Here is a 16,148-nt window from a genome sequence, read left to right as displayed (position 1 = left end):
CGTCGGCCGTGACATCACCCGTGCCTACCCCTCCCTCGGGAACAAAATCCTTTGCCGCCGGGAAAGGAGGAGCACAGGATGGCGGCGTGAGCAGCAGACTGCGCGAGATCGCGCGCGAGAACGCGGAGATCCTTGCGGCCGGTGGGTACCGGACGCGGTCGGGGCGGCACGTACCGCTCGCCGCCGCCCTGGCGGATGCCAAGGCGGGAACCAGAATATATGGACCGAACCAGGTCATTCCAGGCGACAAGCCTGTCGGTGGGGGTCGGGAGACGGCCGTCGAGGTGACGGGGGAGAGCAGCACGGTCGCCGCCCGCAGGCTCGCCGAGGGTGCTCCGGCAGGTGCGGGGGCCGGTCCGGCGGGGGCCTCGGTGGCGGTCCTGAACTTCGCCTCGGCCCGAAATCCCGGGGGCGGCTACGTCCGAGGGGCCAAGGCGCAGGAGGAGGCCCTGTGCCGCGCCTCCGCGCTGTACGAGACGCTGCTGGAGGCCCCGGACTACTACGCGGTGCACCGCGCGGAAGTCAGCACCTTCTACACCGACCGGGTGATTCACTCGCCCGGGGTGCCGGTCTTCCGGGACGACCGGGGCGAACTGATGGAGTCGCCGTTCCTGGCCGGCTTCCTGACCTCGCCAGCTCCGAACGCGGGCACGATCCTGCGGCAGGAGCCGGAGCGGGCCGCCGAGATCCCCGCGGCGCTGGTCCGGCGGGCGCGGCTCGTCCTGGAGGTGGCGGCGTCGCACGGTTACCGGCGGCTGGTCCTGGGGGCCTGGGGCTGCGGGGTGTTCCGCAATGACCCGGTGGACGTGGCCGAGGCCTTCCGCGGGCTGCTGGCGGGGCGGTTCGCGGGGACCTTCGAGCGGGTGGTGTTCGCGGTGCTGGACCGCAAACCGGACACCCGGCAGGCCTTCGAGCGGGCGTTCGCGGACTTCGCGACCTGACGCCGGTGCGGCGGGCAGCACCGGCAGCCGCGTCGCCTGCGGCGCCCCGCCGGACGCGCCGCGGGTGTGACGCGCCGACGTGGCGCCGTGCTGGGACTCGCGGCCGGGAGCACCTCCGCTCCGGACGTGGCGTCGGCGGCGAGTGCCGAGCATCCGGGAACGCCCGGCTCCGCAGGGAGTGCCGCGCCGCGGGCCCGCCGGGCGGGGCCGGGTGTGCCGCTCGGGCGGACGTGCCGCAGACGGCGAGTGCCGCGCAGCCGTCGGCGCTGCGGGGCGGGATTGGCGCACCGGGAGCCAGCAGGGCCGGGACGGCCCGCCGTCCCGGCTTCGCTCGGCCCGCCGCTACCGCCAGCCGTAGCGCTCGCGCAGCCGGTCGACCACCAGCCCGAAGCGTCCCCGGTCCAGTGCGCAGGCCTCCCGCCGCATCCCCGACTCGTGCACCCGCAGCACCCGGTCGACGTCCACCCACGACTCCCGCCCCGCGCCGTCCCACGGGCCCGTCCCGATCGGCACCCACTCGTGGTCGTGGTCGTGCCGCTTGCTGGACAGCTGTACGGCGAGCAGCGTCGGGCTGCCCGGCTCGCGGGCCACGACCAGCACGGGCCGGTCCTTGCCCCGGCCGTCGTTCTCCTCGAAGGGGACCCAGGTCCACACGATCTCGCCGGGGTCGGGGTCGCCGTCGGGGTCCGGGGCGTACTCGGTCCGCACCGGCCCGATGGCGTGCGGATCTGCCTCGACAGTGGCCGTGGCGCCGTCGCGGCCCGGTTGGTCGGCGCGGCCGTTGCCGTGGTGTGAAAGTGCCGTCATCCGGGCGAGGGTACCGCCTGCCCGCCCTGCGGCGGTCGTACTCCGCCGCGGGGCGGGCGGTGCACGGCGCCGCGACGGCCTCAGTCCGTGACCAGGGCCATCACGAAGCCGTCGTACCCCTTGCAGCCGACGGTCTGCAGGGCGGTGGCGCTGAGCCGGGGGTGCTCGGCGATGAGCTCGGCGAAGCGGCGCACGCCCTGCACCCGGGGGTCGGTGCCGGCCGGGTCGACCACGGCGCCGTCGCGGACGACGTTGTCGCCGATGATGACGCTGCCGGGCCGGGTGAGCCGGAGGGCCCACTCCAGGTACGCGGGGTTGGACGGCTTGTCCGCGTCGATGAACACCAGGTCGAAGGGGGCCAGGGCGGTCAGCCCCGGCAGGAGGTCGACGGCCCTGCCGCGTCGGATCTCGACCCGGTCCTCCAGTCCGGCGCGGGCGATGTTGGCGGCGGCGGTGTCGGCGCACCGCTCGTCCACCTCCAGCGTGACCAGCCGTCCGCCCTCGGGGAGCGCCCTGGCGAGCCAGATGGTGCTGTAGCCGCCCAGAGTGCCGATCTCCAGGATGGTGCGGGCGCCCCGGATGCGGGCCAGGAGGTTCAGGAACTTGCCCTGGTTCGGCGCGACCTGATGGGCGGGCAGACCCGCGGCTTCGCTGTCCGCGGCGGCGGCCGTCAGCGCCTCGTCCTCTGCGACCAGCAGTCGGTCGAAGTACGCGTCGACCGCCGTCCAGGTCTCCTGCGTCATGGGATCCCCTCTCGTCATGTGCGTTCCCAAAAGAAACGTACATGAGGGGACCTCCAGCGGGCGTGTGTGGGACAACCGCCGTTCCGCGGCCGGGTCAGGCCGCGTGCGCCTCATGGTGCGCACCCGTGCACAGAGCCCAGACGACCAGGATGTTGACGGCGATGAGCACCAGAGCCCACAACGGGTAGTACGGCAGCCACAGGAAGTTGGCGAACGCCCCCAGGCCGGCGACCGCGATGCCGAAGTAGCGCGCCCACAGGGCGCCGCTGAAGAGGACGGCGCAGCCTGCCGCGACGAGGGCGAGGCCCAGGATGAGGTGGACCCAGCCCCAGCCGGTCAGGCTGAACTCGAACAGGTAGTGGCGCGTCACGACGAACAGGTCGTCACTGGCGACGGCGGCGATCCCCTCGAAGAACGCCATCGCCCCACCGAAGATCATCAGGACCGCCGCCATGACGGTTCTGCCCGACGTGGCCGCGTTCCACGGATCCGGCTGCGTGCGGGCCGCCTGCGGCCCGCCGGCGTCAGTGGCCATTTTCGAACTCCTCGGGTGGCAGGGCCGGCCGGGCGGGGCCGGGACCGGCGGGATCCCCCCTTCAGCGTGTCATGGGGGCTCACCCTCGGCATTCCGGCCTGCCCCGCCCCGCGTCCGCGGCCTCTGCGGCCTCCACGGTCCCCTCAGCCCGGTCGCCGGGCCGCCCAGTCCTCCGCCGCCTCCACCTGCGCCGCCAGCGCCAGCAGCAGGGGCTCCGAGTCCGCCGGACCCAGCAACTGGGCGCCCATCGGCAGCCCGTCGTCCGTCAGACCGGCCGGGATGTTCACCCCGGGCCAGCCCAGGACGTTCCACGTCCAGGCGTACGGGCAGGCGGCGATCATCGCCCGGTCCGTGGCCATGGCACCCATCTCGGCCAGCGCCCCGATCCGCAGCGGCCCGGTGGCCGTCGTCGGGGTCAGGACGACGTCGAATCGCCCGAATATCTCGCCGACCCGCCTGCGCAGCAGGGCCTCCGCCCGGCGGGAGACCCGCAGCGGCAGACCGCCCAGCAGCCGGCCCGTCCGTACGGCCTCGCGGGTACGCGGGTCCAGCAGGGCCGGATCCGGCATCCGCGCCGCCCAGTCCCGTACGCCGCTGGTCGCGCGGGGCACGAAGGTCAGGCCGATAGGGCCGTAGCGCGGGTCCTCCGGGATCACCTCGTGGCCCAGTGACTCCAGCCGCCCGGCCAGCCGCTCCACCGCGGAACGCACCTCCGGATCCAGCGACTTGGGCGTCGCCGTGAAGGCCATTCCGAAGGACAGGGCGATCCGCAGCCGGCGCGGGGTGCGCCGGGCCGCCTCGACCGCGCAGATGCGTGCCGGGCGGTGCAGGTCCTCGGGATGCGGTCCGCTCGCCGCGTCCAGCAGCAGTGCCGCGTCCGCCACCGTACGGGCCAGCACCCCGTTCACCGTGAGCCCGTTGAAGGACTCCGGCTCCGGCCAGGTGGAGATGCGCCCGCGCTGCGGTTTCACGCCGACCAGATGGGTCCAGGCGGCGGGGATCCGCACCGACCCGGCCCCGTCCGAGCCGAGCGCGGCCGGGACCAGGCCCGCCGCCACGGCGGCCGCCGAGCCGCCCGAGGAACCGCCCGGCGTGTAGGACCGGTTCCACGGATTGCGCGTCGCCCCGAAGGCCCCGCCCTCGGTGAAGGGCCACTGGCCCAGCTCCGGCGTCTGCGTCTTGCCGACGATCACCGCACCGGCCGCCCGCAGCCTGCGGACAGCCTCGCTGTCGACGCTCTTCCTGGCGAAGGATCCGGCGCAGCCGAAGGCCGTCGGCTCGCCGGCCACGTCCATGTCGTCCTTCACGGCGAGCGGCACGCCCAGCAGCGGCAGCCGCTCGCCCGCGGCGAGCCTGCGGTCCGCGGCGTCCGCCTCGGCGAGCGCGGCTTCGGCGCGCACGGTCCGGAAGGCGTTCAGCTCGGGCTGCGCGGCCGCGATCCGGCGCAGCGACTGCTCGGTCAACTGCCGTGCCGAAACGCTGCCTTCGGCGAGCGCGGCGGCCATTGCGACCAGCCCACAGGCCGATGCGGGCTCCGCTGCGGACCGGGCCGCGGACCGGGTCGAGGCCGCTGCCGTGGCAGGACCCGAGGACTCCGACATCGTGAACCACTCCCCCCATTACCGATCGGTAGGAAGAAGGTAGCGGGGAGGCACAGCCACGTCACCCGTCGAAGCAGGTGCGCTACCTCCTCGCCCCAGGACGACAGCGTGTCGACGGAGGACCCGGCCGACGAGCGTTCGCGTGGCGGGAGGGCCGCACTGCCCCTCCCCGCGCCCGGACAGCGCCCGACCGCCCCGCCATGTACACCCGATGGTGCAGCCGGCCCGGACGACGACACCATCGGGTGCAGAGGCGGATGCCCGCATCGGGAGGTCGTGGGCGCCCCCGTTCCCCTCGTAGGTTGCGGATCACCGGAAACGACAACCGAGGAGGACCGCATGGCAACGACGGACACGCCAACCGCAGCCGCAGCACGGGCTCCGCTCACCCTGATCGGCACCGGAGCCCTCGCAATGGCCGCGGTGGAACTGCTCAACCCCGAGTACCACCTGGTCAGCGAGACCCTCAGCCGGTACGTGCACGGCACGGCCGGCTGGCTGCTCCCGGCCGCGCTGCTGGCCGTCGGAGCCGCCTCCGCCGTCCTGGCGGTGCGGCTGGGTGCCGGGACCCGGCGGGCGGGCGTGGCCGCGCTGGCGGTGTGGACGGCCGGCGTCCTGGTCGCGGCACTCTTCCCGGCCGATCCGCCCGGCCACTGGAGCCGCCCGTCGCCTTCCGAACTCGTCCACGGCAACGCCGCTTTCCTCGCCTTCGCGGCTCTGCCGACGGCCGCCGTGCTGCTCCGGGGAACGCTCGCCACCCGGCGGCCCGGCCTGCGTACGGCCCTGAACGCCCTCACAGCGGCCTCGGTCACGGCCACGGCGGCGCTCGCGGTCTTCCTGGTCGACGTCATGCAGGGCGGCCCGTCGCTGGGACTGGGTGGCGCCCCGACACTCGTCGGGCTCGCCGAACGGCTCGTCCTCGCGGCCGACTTCGCATGGATCGCGCTCGCCCTCACGGCGGCGGACCGCGACGGACAGGGGCGGCGCCGTCGTGCATGATCGGCCCATGGACCGACTCGCCGTGCCTGCACCCGCCGACCACCGCCCGGTCCGTCCCGTCGACCGGCTCCTGGCAGCCGCCACCGCCGTCGCCGTCCTGGCGGGCACCGCTCGGCTCGGTGCCCGGCTGGACGCTGCGGGAGCCCTGCCGCTCGCCCTGTGGCTGGGATGCCTCCTCCTGGCGCGCCCGCGGTGGCCGCTCGCCGTGCTGCTGTTGAGCGTGCAGGCCGTCGTCGTCTTCCGCACCTGCGGACTCACCGACGCCGGCTGGGTGTGGCCGGTCTCCGCCGCGTACGCCGCCCTGGCCGCCGACGACCGGCCCGGCCGCCCCGGCCTGCCGTGGGCGGTCGGGGTGGGCCTGGCAGAACTGGGCTTCGCCGCGGCCTGGGAGAGCACGGCCGGCGGCGCCACCCCGCGCGAGGCCCTCGGCTCCCTGGGGGCCGAAGCCCTGTGGCTGGCGGTGCTCCTCGCCGCCGCGACCGCCTACCGCAACCGGCTGCGCTGGCGCGCCGAACTCGACCGCCGCCTGCTGCGAGCCGCGCACGAACGCGACCTCGAGGCCGGCCGGCGGATCGCGGAGGCCCGCCTGGACATCGCCCGCGAGCTGCACGACGTCGTCGGACACACCCTCACAGTCGTCGGACTCCACCTCCGGGTCGCGGCCGAGGCCATCGACGACTCACCGCAGGAGGCGCGGGCCGCGCTCGACACCGCCCAGCAGGTCCGCACCGAGGCCGTCCGGGACCTGCGTGCGCTGATGCACGTGCTGCGCGCACCGGGGGAGGCCCCGGAAGGCCCCGCCGCCGGAGTCCACGAGGTCGCCGCGCTCGTCGACCGGATGCGATCGGCGGAGCTGGACATCCGGCTGGACGCCTCCGGCGACTTGGCCGCCGTTCCCGCACCGGTCTCCCTCGCCGTGCACCGGATCGTTCAGGAAGCGCTGACCAACACCGTCCGCCACGCGGGCGCGTCACGGGCCGACGTGATCGTCCGGTGCGGCGGCGGGCTGGTGGAGGTGAGCCTCACCGACGACGGCCGAAGCCCGGCGGAGGCATCCGGGACGAGCGGGCACGGGGTGCGCGGGATGGGTGAGCGGGTCCGGGCGCTGGGCGGCGAGTTCTTTGCCGGACCGCGCGGTGCGGGCGAGGGGTGGGTGGTGCGGGCAGCCATCCCCGTGCCAGGCTTCCCACCATGACGATCAAGGTGCTCCTCGCGGACGACCAGGCCCTGGTGCGGGCCGGATTCGGCAGCCTCCTCGTCCGCGCCGACGACGTCGAGGTCGTCGGTGAGGCGGGCACGGGCGACGAGGCGGTCCGCGCGGCCCGTTCCGTCCGCCCCGACGTCGTCCTCATGGACATCCGGATGCCCGGCACGGACGGGCTCACCGCCACCCGGACGATCACCGAGGACCCCGAACTGGCGGACTGCCGGGTCATCGTCCTCACCACGTTCGAAACCGACGAGTACATCTTCGAGGCCCTGCGTGCCGGAGCGAGCGGCTTCCTCACCAAGGAGATCGAACCGGCCGACCTGCGTCAGGCCGTCCGGTCGGTGGCCGCCGGCGACGCGCTGCTCTCACCCGGCGCGACCCGGCGGGTGATCGAGCAGTTCGCGCACCGCCCGGCGGCTCCCACGGACACCGCCGAACGGCTCAGCGTCCTCACCGCCCGGGAGCTCGAGGTGACGCGTCTGATCGCCACCGGCCTGTCCAACGACCAGATCGCGGCTCGGCTCTTCATCAGCCCGCACACCGCCAAGACCCACGTCACCCGCGCGATCGCCAAGCTGGGCGTCCGCGACCGTGCCCAACTGGTCATCCTCGCCTACGAGACGGGCCTCGTCCGAGCCGGCGGCCAGGCAGTGTCCGCGACGGCGCGGGGCCGCCACCGGAATCGGTGACGGCCCCGCGGACGTACGGTGCTGCGAGGCGACGGCGGCTCAGGAGCCGGCGGCGCGTGCCGAGCCGGTGCTCGCTCCGCTGGTGTCGCCCAGGAAGCACGTGACCTCTCGGTCGCCGAGGGCCCAGGTGGCGGCCTGCGGGAAGTAGTAGTAGACCTCCAGCTTCTCCGCGAGCTTGGGGTCCTTGCCCACGTAGTCGGTCAGCAGCGTGCCGGCGCACTTCTCCTCGGCCGTCGCGGTGACCTTCTCCGTACCCGGGTACGTCCCGTTGTCCAGGTTGAAGACGGCGTACGCCTCGCCTTCGTGCGGCTGGTCGCAGGGCACCACGCGCACAGAGAAGGAGGCCTCGCCGCCGTCCTCGTCCTGGTATTCCGCCAGATCGCCGTTCGTGTTGAAGCAGTCCCCCTTGCGGATGTCGCTCACCTTGACGGAGCCCGAGCCGGTGACCTGGCCACCGGTGTCCCGCTTCGGCGAGGCGCCGTCGTCCAGCGCTCCGGAGAGGCCGAGGACCAGCAGGATCCCGTAGAAGGCGATGGTCGCGCCGTGGATGACGATCGCCGCCACGGCGAAGCCCTTGCCCTTCTCACCGCGCTTGCGGATCTGGGACAGGGCCACGATGCCGAGAATCAGGGGGACCAGCGGGATGGCGCACACGAGCGACATGACGAACGCGACGATGGCCAGCGCGTTGTTCTTCTGAGGTGCCTGCGGCGCATACCAGCCCTGAGGGCCGCCGTACGGCGCGGGCTGTCCCGGCTGTCCGTACGGTCCCTGCTGCGGGTACGGCTCGTGCGACGGCGGGGGACCCGGAGGTATGGACATGCGCGTGGAGCTCCTTGCTCTGAGGGTGGGGCCGACGGTGCGGCGGCGGGGCAGCCGCTCCGTGAAGGCAGGCTCGATGGTCGCATGCGGCGCGGACATCACCGCTCCCGGTACCCCCGGCGTCCGACGGGCCCGGCGCTGCGGCGCCTCCCAGGGGGTGTTCTGTCGTCCGGCCGGGCCCGGGAGGTCTGACCGCCGAGCACCCCTGGACCCGCCGGGGTGCGTCGGTGTTGCGGCCGGTGGCGGCGTCGGAGCCGGGGACGGAGCGGGGGACAGAGCCTCGGTGCCCTCTCGGGCAGGGCCCAACGGATCGGGGGAGGAAGGGGGATGAGGTTGCGAGGGATGAACCGGGGGAGGGAGGGGTGCAGCGGCGCCCGAGCGCGGCGGCGGTCAGCGGTGCAGGCGGGGTGCAGGGTGCGTGCCGCCCTGTCGCGACGGCGGGGGTGGCGGCGGAGCACGGCAGGGACGGCGGCGCGACGGGGCGCGCGCCACGTGCGGTGACACCTGGTCGAGTGGTGCGGCGAGGACGCGAGGCGATCGCACGTGTCGATGACTCGCGCAACCGCTGTGCGGCGTTCCTTTCCGGCCATCCATCGGACGTCGGGCCGGGCCGTTCTGGAAAGATGCCACGGCAATGTCTCAGTCATCGAAGCCGCCGGAGCCGCCGGAGCCGCCGGAGCCGTCGGCCGCCGCTCCCACCAGCGCCGACGTGGCCCGACGCGCGGGCGTGTCGCGCGCGACGGTCTCGTACGTGCTGAACAACGCCGAGGCCGTCCGGATCAGCGAGCCCACCCGCCGCAGGGTCCGCGAGGCGGCCGAGGAGCTCGGGTACGTCCCGCACGCCGCCGCCCGCAGCCTGCGCGCCGGACGCACCCGGATCGTGCTGCTGCCCACCCCGCACGTGCCCATCGGCCCGCTCTACAGCACGTTCCTCAACGAACTCCAGCGGGCACTCCGCCGGCTCGACTACACCGTCGTGCAGTACGGCAGCCTCGGCCTCAGCGGCGACGAGGCCGTCCGGGCGTGGGCGGAACTGCGACCCGTGGCGGTCATATCCCTCGGCGAGATCACCCTCTCCGCGCACAACGTCGCCACCCTCAAACGGGCCGGTGCCCGCGCCGTGATCACGATGGGCCCGACCGATGTGCCGGGGGCGCACGCGCTGGTCATGGACCAGCGGGAGGTCGGCGCCCGGGCCGCCGCGCACCTGGTCGAGCGGGGCCGCCGCCGGATCGGCGTGGTGGTCCCGCGGGAGACGGGGCTGGAGCTGTTCTCCGCGCCCCGCCTGGCGGGAGCCCGCGGCGTGGCGGGCGCAGAGGTCGAGGCCCTGCCGATGGCGTACTCCGAGGAGTCCGCCGCGGAGCTCGCCGCCCGGTGGCGCGGGCTGCGGCTGGACGCGGCGTTCGCGTACAACGACGAGTACGCGATGCTGCTGATGCGGGCCCTGGTGGACGAGGGGCTGCGCGTCCCCGAGGAGGTGGCCGTGATCGGCGCCGACGACCTGCTCGTCGGACGGCTGCTGCGGCCCCGGCTGAGCACGGTGCGGATCGAGATGCCGACCGGCGACCACCTGGCGTCGCTCGTGGACCATGCGGTGCGCGAGCCGTCGGAGGTCACGCAGCGGCACGACCTCATGGCGGCCGAGGCCGTCCGCCGGGAGTCGACCTGACCGCGCCGGGCAGGCGGGGTTGAGCGGTCACGACCGGGGTGGCCGTTGACAGGCGGTGACCTGCGGACGGAGACTGCGGGCGCGCCCCACCGGGCGTGCCCGGCGGCGTGCCCCGGTGCCGACAGCGGCACCGATGCGCCGGCGCCCGTACGGATCCGCCCAGGAGAGACCCCATGAGCATCCGCACCGTCCGCGACGTCTACGTCGTCGACGCCGTCCGCACCCCGATCGGCAAGTTCGGCGGCGCCCTCGCCGGGATCCGCCCGGACGACCTGGCCGCGCACGTGGTGCGCGCGCTGGTGGACCGTACGCCCGACCTCGATCCGGCCCGGATCGACGACGTCGTCTTCGGTGACGCCAACGGCGCGGGCGAGGACAACCGTGACGTGGCCCGCATGGCAGTGCTGCTGGCCGGCCTGCCCGTCACCGTTCCCGGTGTGACCGTCAACCGGCTCTGCGGGTCCGGTCTGGAGGCCGTGATCCAGGCCGCCCGCGCCATCGCGTTGGGCGACGCCTCCGTGGCCATCGCGGGCGGCGTCGAGTCGATGAGCCGCGCCCCCTGGGTGGTCCAGAAGCCCGAACGGGCCTTCCCCGCCGGGCACCAGCAGATGTGGTCCACGACGCTGGGCTGGCGGATGACGAACCCGCGGATGCCCGCCGAGTGGACCTCCTCCCTCGGCGAGGGCGCCGAACTGATCGCCGACAAGTACGCCGTCACCCGCGAGGCGCAGGACGCCTTCGCGTTGGAGAGCCACCGCAAGGCCGCGGCCGCCTGGGCCGCCGGTCTGTACGACCGCGAGGTCGTCCCCTACGAGGGCGTGGACCTGGCGCGGGACGAGTGCATCCGCGAGGGCTCCACTCCCGAGGCGCTGGCCAAGCTCAGGCCCGCCTTCCGGACGGACGGCCGGGGCACGGTCACGGCCGGCAACGCCTCCCCGCTCAACGACGGTGCGGCCGCCCTGCTGCTGACCGATGAGGCAGGCCTGGCCGCCACCGGCCGGGAGCCGCTCGCCCGGATCAGCGCCTCCGCCGTCACCGGAATCGAGCCCCAGCTCTTCGGCCTGGGCCCGGTGGACGCCGTGCAGCGCGCGCTCGGCAAGGCCGGCCGCGATTTCGCCGACCTCTCCGTGCTCGAACTCAACGAGGCCTTCGCGGCGCAGGCGCTGGGCTGCCTGGCCGCCTGGCCGGAGCTGGACCCGACCGTGGTCAACCCGCGCGGCGGCGCCATCGCGATCGGCCACCCACTGGGTGCCTCGGGCGCCCGACTGGCCGGCTCGGTCGCCCACCAGCTGGCCGCGGCGGGCTCCGGCACCGGCATGGCGGCCCTGTGCATCGGCGTCGGCCAGGGCATCGCCCTCGTCCTGGAGCGCTGACCCCCGCCCCCACCAGGGCGTCGATCGTTTCCGGTCAGCCCTCGCCGTCAACTGCCCAATAACTGAACAGAAGTGGCGCCTCCGGTCTGGCACGATGGCGCGTGCTGCCGCCCCCCTCGCCCGGCATCCCGCCCATCCCCACCCGGAGGCACCGCGCCATGCCGCTCCTCGACCCGACGCTCTGGCAGGACGGACCCACACTCACCGGCGGCGCCGCCCCGGTCGTCGAACCCGCGACAGGCCACACCCTCGCGACCCTCCACCTCGCGGCACCCGCCGACGTGGCGGAGGCCGCCGTGCGCGCCAGGGCGGCGCAGCGCGAGTGGGCGCGCACCGCCCACCCCCAGCGGGCGGCCGTGCTGCGCCGCGCCGGGGACCTCTTCACCGCCCACGCCGACGAGCTGCGGCGGTGGCTGGTGCGCGAGTCAGGCTCGATACCCGGCAAGGCCGACTTCGAGCTGCACGTCGCCGCGCAGGAGTGCTACGAGGCCGCGGCACTGGCCTCGCGCCCGACCGGGCAGGTGCTGCCCAGCGAAGCCCCGCGGCTGTCCTTCACCCGCCGGGTCCCGGCCGGCGTGGTCGGGGTCGTGGCCCCCTTCAACGCCCCGCTGATCCTGGCGATCCGCTCGGTCGCTCCGGCGCTGGCGCTCGGCAACGCGGTGCTGCTCAAGCCGGACCCGCGCACGGCCGTCTGCGGCGGACTCGCGCTCGCCGCGGTCCTCGCCGCCGCGGGCCTCCCCGACGGGCTGCTGCACGTCCTGCCCGGCGGCGCCGGGACGGGCGCCGCGGTGGTCGCCGACCCGCGGGTGCGGGTGGTGTCCTTCACCGGATCCACCGCTTCCGGTCGCACCGTCGGTGAGCTGGCCGGACGCCACCTCAAGCGCGCGCACCTGGAACTGGGCGGCAACTCCGCTCTCGTCGTGCTCCGCGACGCCGACGTCGAGGCCGCCGTCGCCCAGGCCTCCTGGGGGTCCTTCTTCCACCAGGGCCAGATCTGCATGACGGCCGGCCGCCACCTCGTGCACGCCTCGCTCTACGACGAGTACGTCGAGCGGCTCGCGGCGCGCGCCGAGGAGCTCGCCGTGGGGGACCCGTACCGCGAGGAGGTCCACCTGGGCCCGCTGATCGACCGCACCCAGCTGGACCGTGTGCACGCCCTGGTGGAGGCCAGCACCGCGGCAGGAGCGAAGCTCGTCGCCGGCGGCACGCACCGGGACCTCTTCTACCGGCCGACCGTGCTGGCGGGCGCCGCCGACGACACCCCCGCCTACGCCGAGGAGGTCTTCGGCCCGGTCGCCCCCGTACGGTCCTTCGCGACGGAGGACGAGGCGGTGGAACTGGCCTCGGCGGGACCGTACGGCCTGTCCCTCGGGATCGTGACCCGCGACGCGGGGCGCGGGCTCGACCTGGCCGAGCGGATTCCGACCGGGATCGCGCACGTCAACGACCAGACGGTGGGCGACGAAGCCGTCGCGCCGTTCGGCGGCGTCGGCGCCTCCGGCACCGGCGCCCGCTTCGGAGGCGAGGCGAACCTGGACGCCTTCACGGAGCTGCGCTGGACGACGGCCCGCACCACTCCCGCAGGGCACCCGTTCTAGGGCGTTCCCTGCGATCACCTCGGGGACGGCCCGGCGCGCCGCCGCAGGCCGCGCCGGGGTCGACCGGGATCGAGCCTTATGGCCACCGTCCTCACGGACCCTGGGATCGCGCGGGGGAACGGGAGGGCTCGGCCTCGAGCGGCGAGGAATGCCGGAGGCAGGTCGATCGTTCAACGTGCAGACGGCTCTATCAGGAGGTCTGGACACCGTGGCTACAGTCGAGCTCACCAAGGAAAACTTCGACCAGACGGTCAGCGAGAACCCGTTCGTGCTGATCGACTTCTGGGCGGGCTGGTGCCGGCCGTGCCTGCAGTTCGCGCCGGTCTACGAGAGGGCCTCCGAGGCCCACCCCGACCTGGTCTTCGCCAAGGTGGACACCGAGGCCCAGCAGGAGCTGGCCGGTGCCTTCCAGATCACCTCGATCCCGACCCTGATGATCGTCCGGGACCAGGTGGCGATCTTCGCCCAGCCCGGGGCGCTGCCCGAGGCAGCGCTGACCGACCTCATCGGGCAGGCGCGGGCCCTCGACATGGACGAGGTACGCGCCAAGATCGCGGCGTCCCGGCCGGGCGCAGAGGACTCCGGCGGCCAGGGGTCCGGCACGCCGGAGTCCTGAGTGCGTGACGCGGCCGACGGGCAGCGGTGAGACTGGGCCGCATGACTGAAGCCGTGGAGTACGACGTCGTGGTGCTCGGCGCGGGTCCGGTCGGCGAGAACATCGCCGACCGGACCCGCGCCGCCGGGCTGACCACGGCTGTCGTGGAGAGCGAACTGGTCGGCGGGGAGTGCTCGTACTGGGCCTGCGTCCCGAGCAAGGCGCTGCTGCGCCCGGTGCTGGCACGGGCCGACGCCCGCCGGGTACCGGGTCTGGCGGGAGCCGTCGGGGGGCCCCTGGACACCGCCGCTGTCTACGCGCACCGCGACCACTGGACCGGCGACTGGAAGGACCAGGGGCAGATCGACTGGCTCGACTCCATCGGCGCCGACCTCCACCGGGGCCACGGCCGCCTCGACGGCGTCCGCAAGGTGGCCGTCACCGGCCCGGAGGGCGATCGGCGCGTGCTGTCGGCCCGGCACGCGGTGGTCGTCGCGACCGGGACCCGGGCGTTGGTCCCCGACCTGCCGGGGATCGCCGGCGTCCGCCCCTGGACCAGCCGGGAGGCGACCTCCGCACGGCAGGCCCCCGGCAGGCTGGTCGTCGTGGGCGGCTCCGTGGTGGCGTCCGAGATGGCCACGGCCTGGCAGGGGCTCGGTTCGCAGGTGACGGTCCTCGTACGCGGCGCCCGGCTGCTGCCGCGCATGGAGCCCTTCGCGGGGGAGCTCGTCGCCGACGCCCTGCGCGAGGCCGGGGCGGTGGTCCGTACGGGAGTGGCCGTCGAGGCGGTCGAACGCGACGGCGCGACCGGGCCCGTCCGGGTGGTACTGGAGGGCGGGGAGGTCGTCGAGGCCGACGAACTGCTGATGGCGACGGGACGCGCGCCGCGGACGGAGGACATCGGGCTGGACACCGTCGGACTGGCTCCCGGCGGCTGGATCGGCGTCGACGAGACCTGTCAGGTGCCCGGTTTCGACTGGCTGTACGCCGTCGGTGACGTCAACCACCGGGCCCTCCTCACCCACCAGGGCAAGTACCAGGCCCGCATCGCGGGCGCCGCCATCGTCGCCCGCGCGGCGGGAACCCCGCTGGACACCGCCCCCTGGGGCGCCCACACGGCCACCGCCGACACCCGTGCCCTCCCGCAGGCCGTCTTCACCGACCCGGAGGCCGCCGCCGTCGGCCTGACCCTGGCCGAGGCCGAACGCGCGGGCCACAGGGTGCGCGCCGTCGACCACGACCTGGGCAGGGTCTCCGGCGCCGGGCTGTACGCCGACGGCTACCGCGGCCGGGCCCGGATGGTCGTCGACCTCGACCGGGAGGTCCTGCTGGGAGCCACCTTCGTCGGCCCCGGCGCCGCCGAGCTGGTGCACGCGGCCACCATCGCCGTGGCCGGGGAGGTCCCGATCGCACGCCTGTGGCACGCGGTGCCGGCCTTCCCGACCGTCAGCGAGATCTGGCTGCGACTGCTGGAGGCCTATCGCGGCTGAGGGTCCTCCTGCCGCTCAGGCGGTTGAGGACTGTCGTGGCGATCAGGCCGGGCCCGGCCTGATCGGCACCCCGCCCCACGGGTGTCCGTGGCGCGGTTTCGGCCTCATTCGGCGATCTCGGTGCGTTCCCACCACTCGTAGACACGGAGCGGCCCGTCGGGGCCTTCCCGGGTTCGCGACGTGCTCCTGAAGTGCTCGTAGCCACCGCGGTGCGCGATTTTCAGATCTTCTCCGGGAGGGGCGGCCTCGACGATCCGTTCCTGCAGATCGTCCGGGCCGCCCTCCAGGGCTGCCTTGTTCGCCATGCCCCCAGTGTTGCCGCCGTCGCGCCCCGCCCGCATCAGGAAGGCCGCCATCGGGAAGGCCGCCGTCGCGAGGGCCGTCCGGACCGGCCCGCGACGGTTCCGCCGGGTCGGCACGTGGCGTGAATCAGCCCTACACCCTTGATCGAAGTTAGGTTAGCCTTACCTCATTCCACTGAATTCCCGCACTCGAAAGGTGTTCTCGTGATGCGTGCCGCCTCCGCCGCCTCCCTGCCCCGAACCGCTGCCCGCGCGGCCGTCGCCGCCTCCGCCGCCGTCGCGCTCGCCGTCGGCGCGGCCGGTTCCGCCTCGGCCGCCACCTCGACCCGTACGGTCACCGACGGCTCTGCCACCTACAACCTCAGCGTGACGGCGCCCTCTTCCGCCGCGGCGGCGGGGCAGAACGTCACCGTCACCGGCCGCGGCTTCAACACCGGCAAAGGCATATACGTGGGACTCTGCGCGGTGAACGGCGCGCAGGGCGCGAGCAAGCCCACCCCCTGCCTCGGCGGTTCGGACCAGTCCGGCATCACGGGCGCCTCGCACTGGATCAACAACATCTTCGGCGGCACCCTCGCCAACACCTCCACGTACGGTCCGGGCGGCACCTTCAGCGTCACCATCCACGTCAAGGCCGACCTGGGCGGCGGCCAGATCTGCGGGGAGACGGTCGAGTGCGCCGTCGTCACGCGCGCCGACCACTTCCACTCCTCCAACCGCACGTACGACGTCCACGTCCCGGTGGCCTTCAACTGAGCGCATCCCGCGCCCCGT

General features: G+C 74.3%; 16 protein-coding genes. 10 read left to right on the top strand and 6 right to left on the bottom strand.

Translation table 11 applies throughout. The features are described from left to right. Nucleotides 1-86 precede the first annotated feature (86 nt). The gene (locus ACZ6JS_RS07370) at nucleotides 87-941 is read left to right on the top strand and encodes a TIGR02452 family protein (protein WP_469296507.1); all 855 of its coding nucleotides are present in this window, start codon (nucleotides 87-89) and stop codon (nucleotides 939-941) included. A 342-nt stretch (nucleotides 942-1,283) separates the two neighbouring features. Here the strand turns inward: ACZ6JS_RS07370 and ACZ6JS_RS07365 are convergent, their stop codons facing one another. From ACZ6JS_RS07365 to ACZ6JS_RS07350, 4 genes are all read right to left on the bottom strand, one after another. Then, nucleotides 1,284-1,748 (bottom strand): type II toxin-antitoxin system PemK/MazF family toxin, encoded by a 465-nt coding sequence (locus ACZ6JS_RS07365; protein ID WP_469296505.1) that lies wholly within the window; start codon nucleotides 1,746-1,748, stop codon nucleotides 1,284-1,286. Nucleotides 1,749-1,828: 80 nt separating this feature from the next. Next, the gene (locus ACZ6JS_RS07360; protein WP_469296503.1) at nucleotides 1,829-2,491 is read right to left on the bottom strand and encodes an O-methyltransferase; all 663 of its coding nucleotides are present in this window, start codon (nucleotides 2,489-2,491) and stop codon (nucleotides 1,829-1,831) included. A 94-nt stretch (nucleotides 2,492-2,585) separates the two neighbouring features. Continuing rightward, nucleotides 2,586-3,026, bottom strand: a complete 441-nt coding sequence (locus tag ACZ6JS_RS07355) for a DUF7144 family membrane protein (RefSeq protein WP_469296501.1) — start codon at nucleotides 3,024-3,026, stop codon at nucleotides 2,586-2,588. Between the two features lie 143 nt (nucleotides 3,027-3,169). Further along, entirely contained in the window at nucleotides 3,170-4,531 is a 1,362-nt protein-coding gene (locus ACZ6JS_RS07350; RefSeq protein WP_469296499.1) for an amidase, read from the bottom strand. A 435-nt stretch (nucleotides 4,532-4,966) separates the two neighbouring features. Here ACZ6JS_RS07350 and ACZ6JS_RS07345 point away from each other — a divergent pair, with 435 nt between their 5' ends. The 3 genes from ACZ6JS_RS07345 to ACZ6JS_RS07335 are packed head-to-tail and all read left to right on the top strand — an operon-like array spanning nucleotide 4,967 to nucleotide 7,525. Continuing rightward, the gene (locus ACZ6JS_RS07345) at nucleotides 4,967-5,626 is read left to right on the top strand and encodes a DUF998 domain-containing protein (protein ID WP_469296497.1); all 660 of its coding nucleotides are present in this window, start codon (nucleotides 4,967-4,969) and stop codon (nucleotides 5,624-5,626) included. A 7-nt stretch (nucleotides 5,627-5,633) separates the two neighbouring features. Then, on the top strand, nucleotides 5,634-6,821 hold the full coding sequence (locus tag ACZ6JS_RS07340) for a sensor histidine kinase (RefSeq protein ID WP_469296495.1): 1,188 nt from the start codon (nucleotides 5,634-5,636) through the stop codon (nucleotides 6,819-6,821). Then, complete coding sequence (locus ACZ6JS_RS07335) at nucleotides 6,818-7,525, top strand: response regulator transcription factor (protein ID WP_469296493.1); 708 nt, start codon at nucleotides 6,818-6,820, stop codon at nucleotides 7,523-7,525. Before ACZ6JS_RS07340 ends, ACZ6JS_RS07335 begins: the two co-directional genes overlap by 4 nt. A 39-nt stretch (nucleotides 7,526-7,564) precedes the next feature. Here ACZ6JS_RS07335 and ACZ6JS_RS07330 read toward each other — a convergent pair whose 3' ends face one another. Then, a complete protein-coding gene (locus ACZ6JS_RS07330; RefSeq protein WP_469296492.1) occupies nucleotides 7,565-8,347 on the bottom strand; it encodes a DUF4190 domain-containing protein in 783 nt (260 codons plus the stop codon). A 634-nt stretch (nucleotides 8,348-8,981) separates the two neighbouring features. On the opposite strand from ACZ6JS_RS07330, the gene ACZ6JS_RS07325 reads away from it, so the two are divergent. The 5 genes from ACZ6JS_RS07325 to ACZ6JS_RS07305 all read left to right on the top strand — a co-directional run bounded on the left by ACZ6JS_RS07325 (nucleotide 8,982) and on the right by ACZ6JS_RS07305 (nucleotide 15,072). After that, a complete protein-coding gene (locus tag ACZ6JS_RS07325) occupies nucleotides 8,982-10,016 on the top strand; it encodes a LacI family DNA-binding transcriptional regulator (protein ID WP_469296490.1) in 1,035 nt (344 codons plus the stop codon). Nucleotides 10,017-10,189: 173 nt separating this feature from the next. Then, nucleotides 10,190-11,389 (top strand): thiolase family protein, encoded by a 1,200-nt coding sequence (locus ACZ6JS_RS07320; RefSeq protein ID WP_469296489.1) that lies wholly within the window; start codon nucleotides 10,190-10,192, stop codon nucleotides 11,387-11,389. Nucleotides 11,390-11,547: 158 nt separating this feature from the next. Further along, nucleotides 11,548-12,987, top strand: coding sequence for an aldehyde dehydrogenase family protein (locus tag ACZ6JS_RS07315; RefSeq protein ID WP_469296487.1), 1,440 nt, complete (start codon nucleotides 11,548-11,550; stop codon nucleotides 12,985-12,987). A gap of 208 nt (nucleotides 12,988-13,195) precedes the next feature. After that, the gene (locus tag ACZ6JS_RS07310; protein WP_469296486.1) at nucleotides 13,196-13,603 is read left to right on the top strand and encodes a thioredoxin family protein; all 408 of its coding nucleotides are present in this window, start codon (nucleotides 13,196-13,198) and stop codon (nucleotides 13,601-13,603) included. A 41-nt stretch (nucleotides 13,604-13,644) separates the two neighbouring features. Continuing rightward, complete coding sequence (locus ACZ6JS_RS07305; protein ID WP_469296484.1) at nucleotides 13,645-15,072, top strand: dihydrolipoyl dehydrogenase family protein; 1,428 nt, start codon at nucleotides 13,645-13,647, stop codon at nucleotides 15,070-15,072. Nucleotides 15,073-15,176: 104 nt separating this feature from the next. Here ACZ6JS_RS07305 and ACZ6JS_RS07300 read toward each other — a convergent pair whose 3' ends face one another. Continuing rightward, nucleotides 15,177-15,377: a DUF5988 family protein gene (locus ACZ6JS_RS07300; RefSeq protein WP_469296482.1), complete on the bottom strand. Its 201-nt coding sequence runs from the start codon at nucleotides 15,375-15,377 to the stop codon at nucleotides 15,177-15,179. 204 nt (nucleotides 15,378-15,581) lie between these two features. On the opposite strand from ACZ6JS_RS07300, the gene ACZ6JS_RS07295 reads away from it, so the two are divergent. Further along, nucleotides 15,582-16,130, top strand: coding sequence for a hypothetical protein (locus ACZ6JS_RS07295; RefSeq protein ID WP_469296480.1), 549 nt, complete (start codon nucleotides 15,582-15,584; stop codon nucleotides 16,128-16,130). Nucleotides 16,131-16,148 lie beyond the last annotated feature (18 nt).

This window comes from Streptomyces sp. NPDC046349, assembly GCF_055587885.1.
This window is presented reverse-complemented; position numbering and strand designations above follow the sequence as displayed.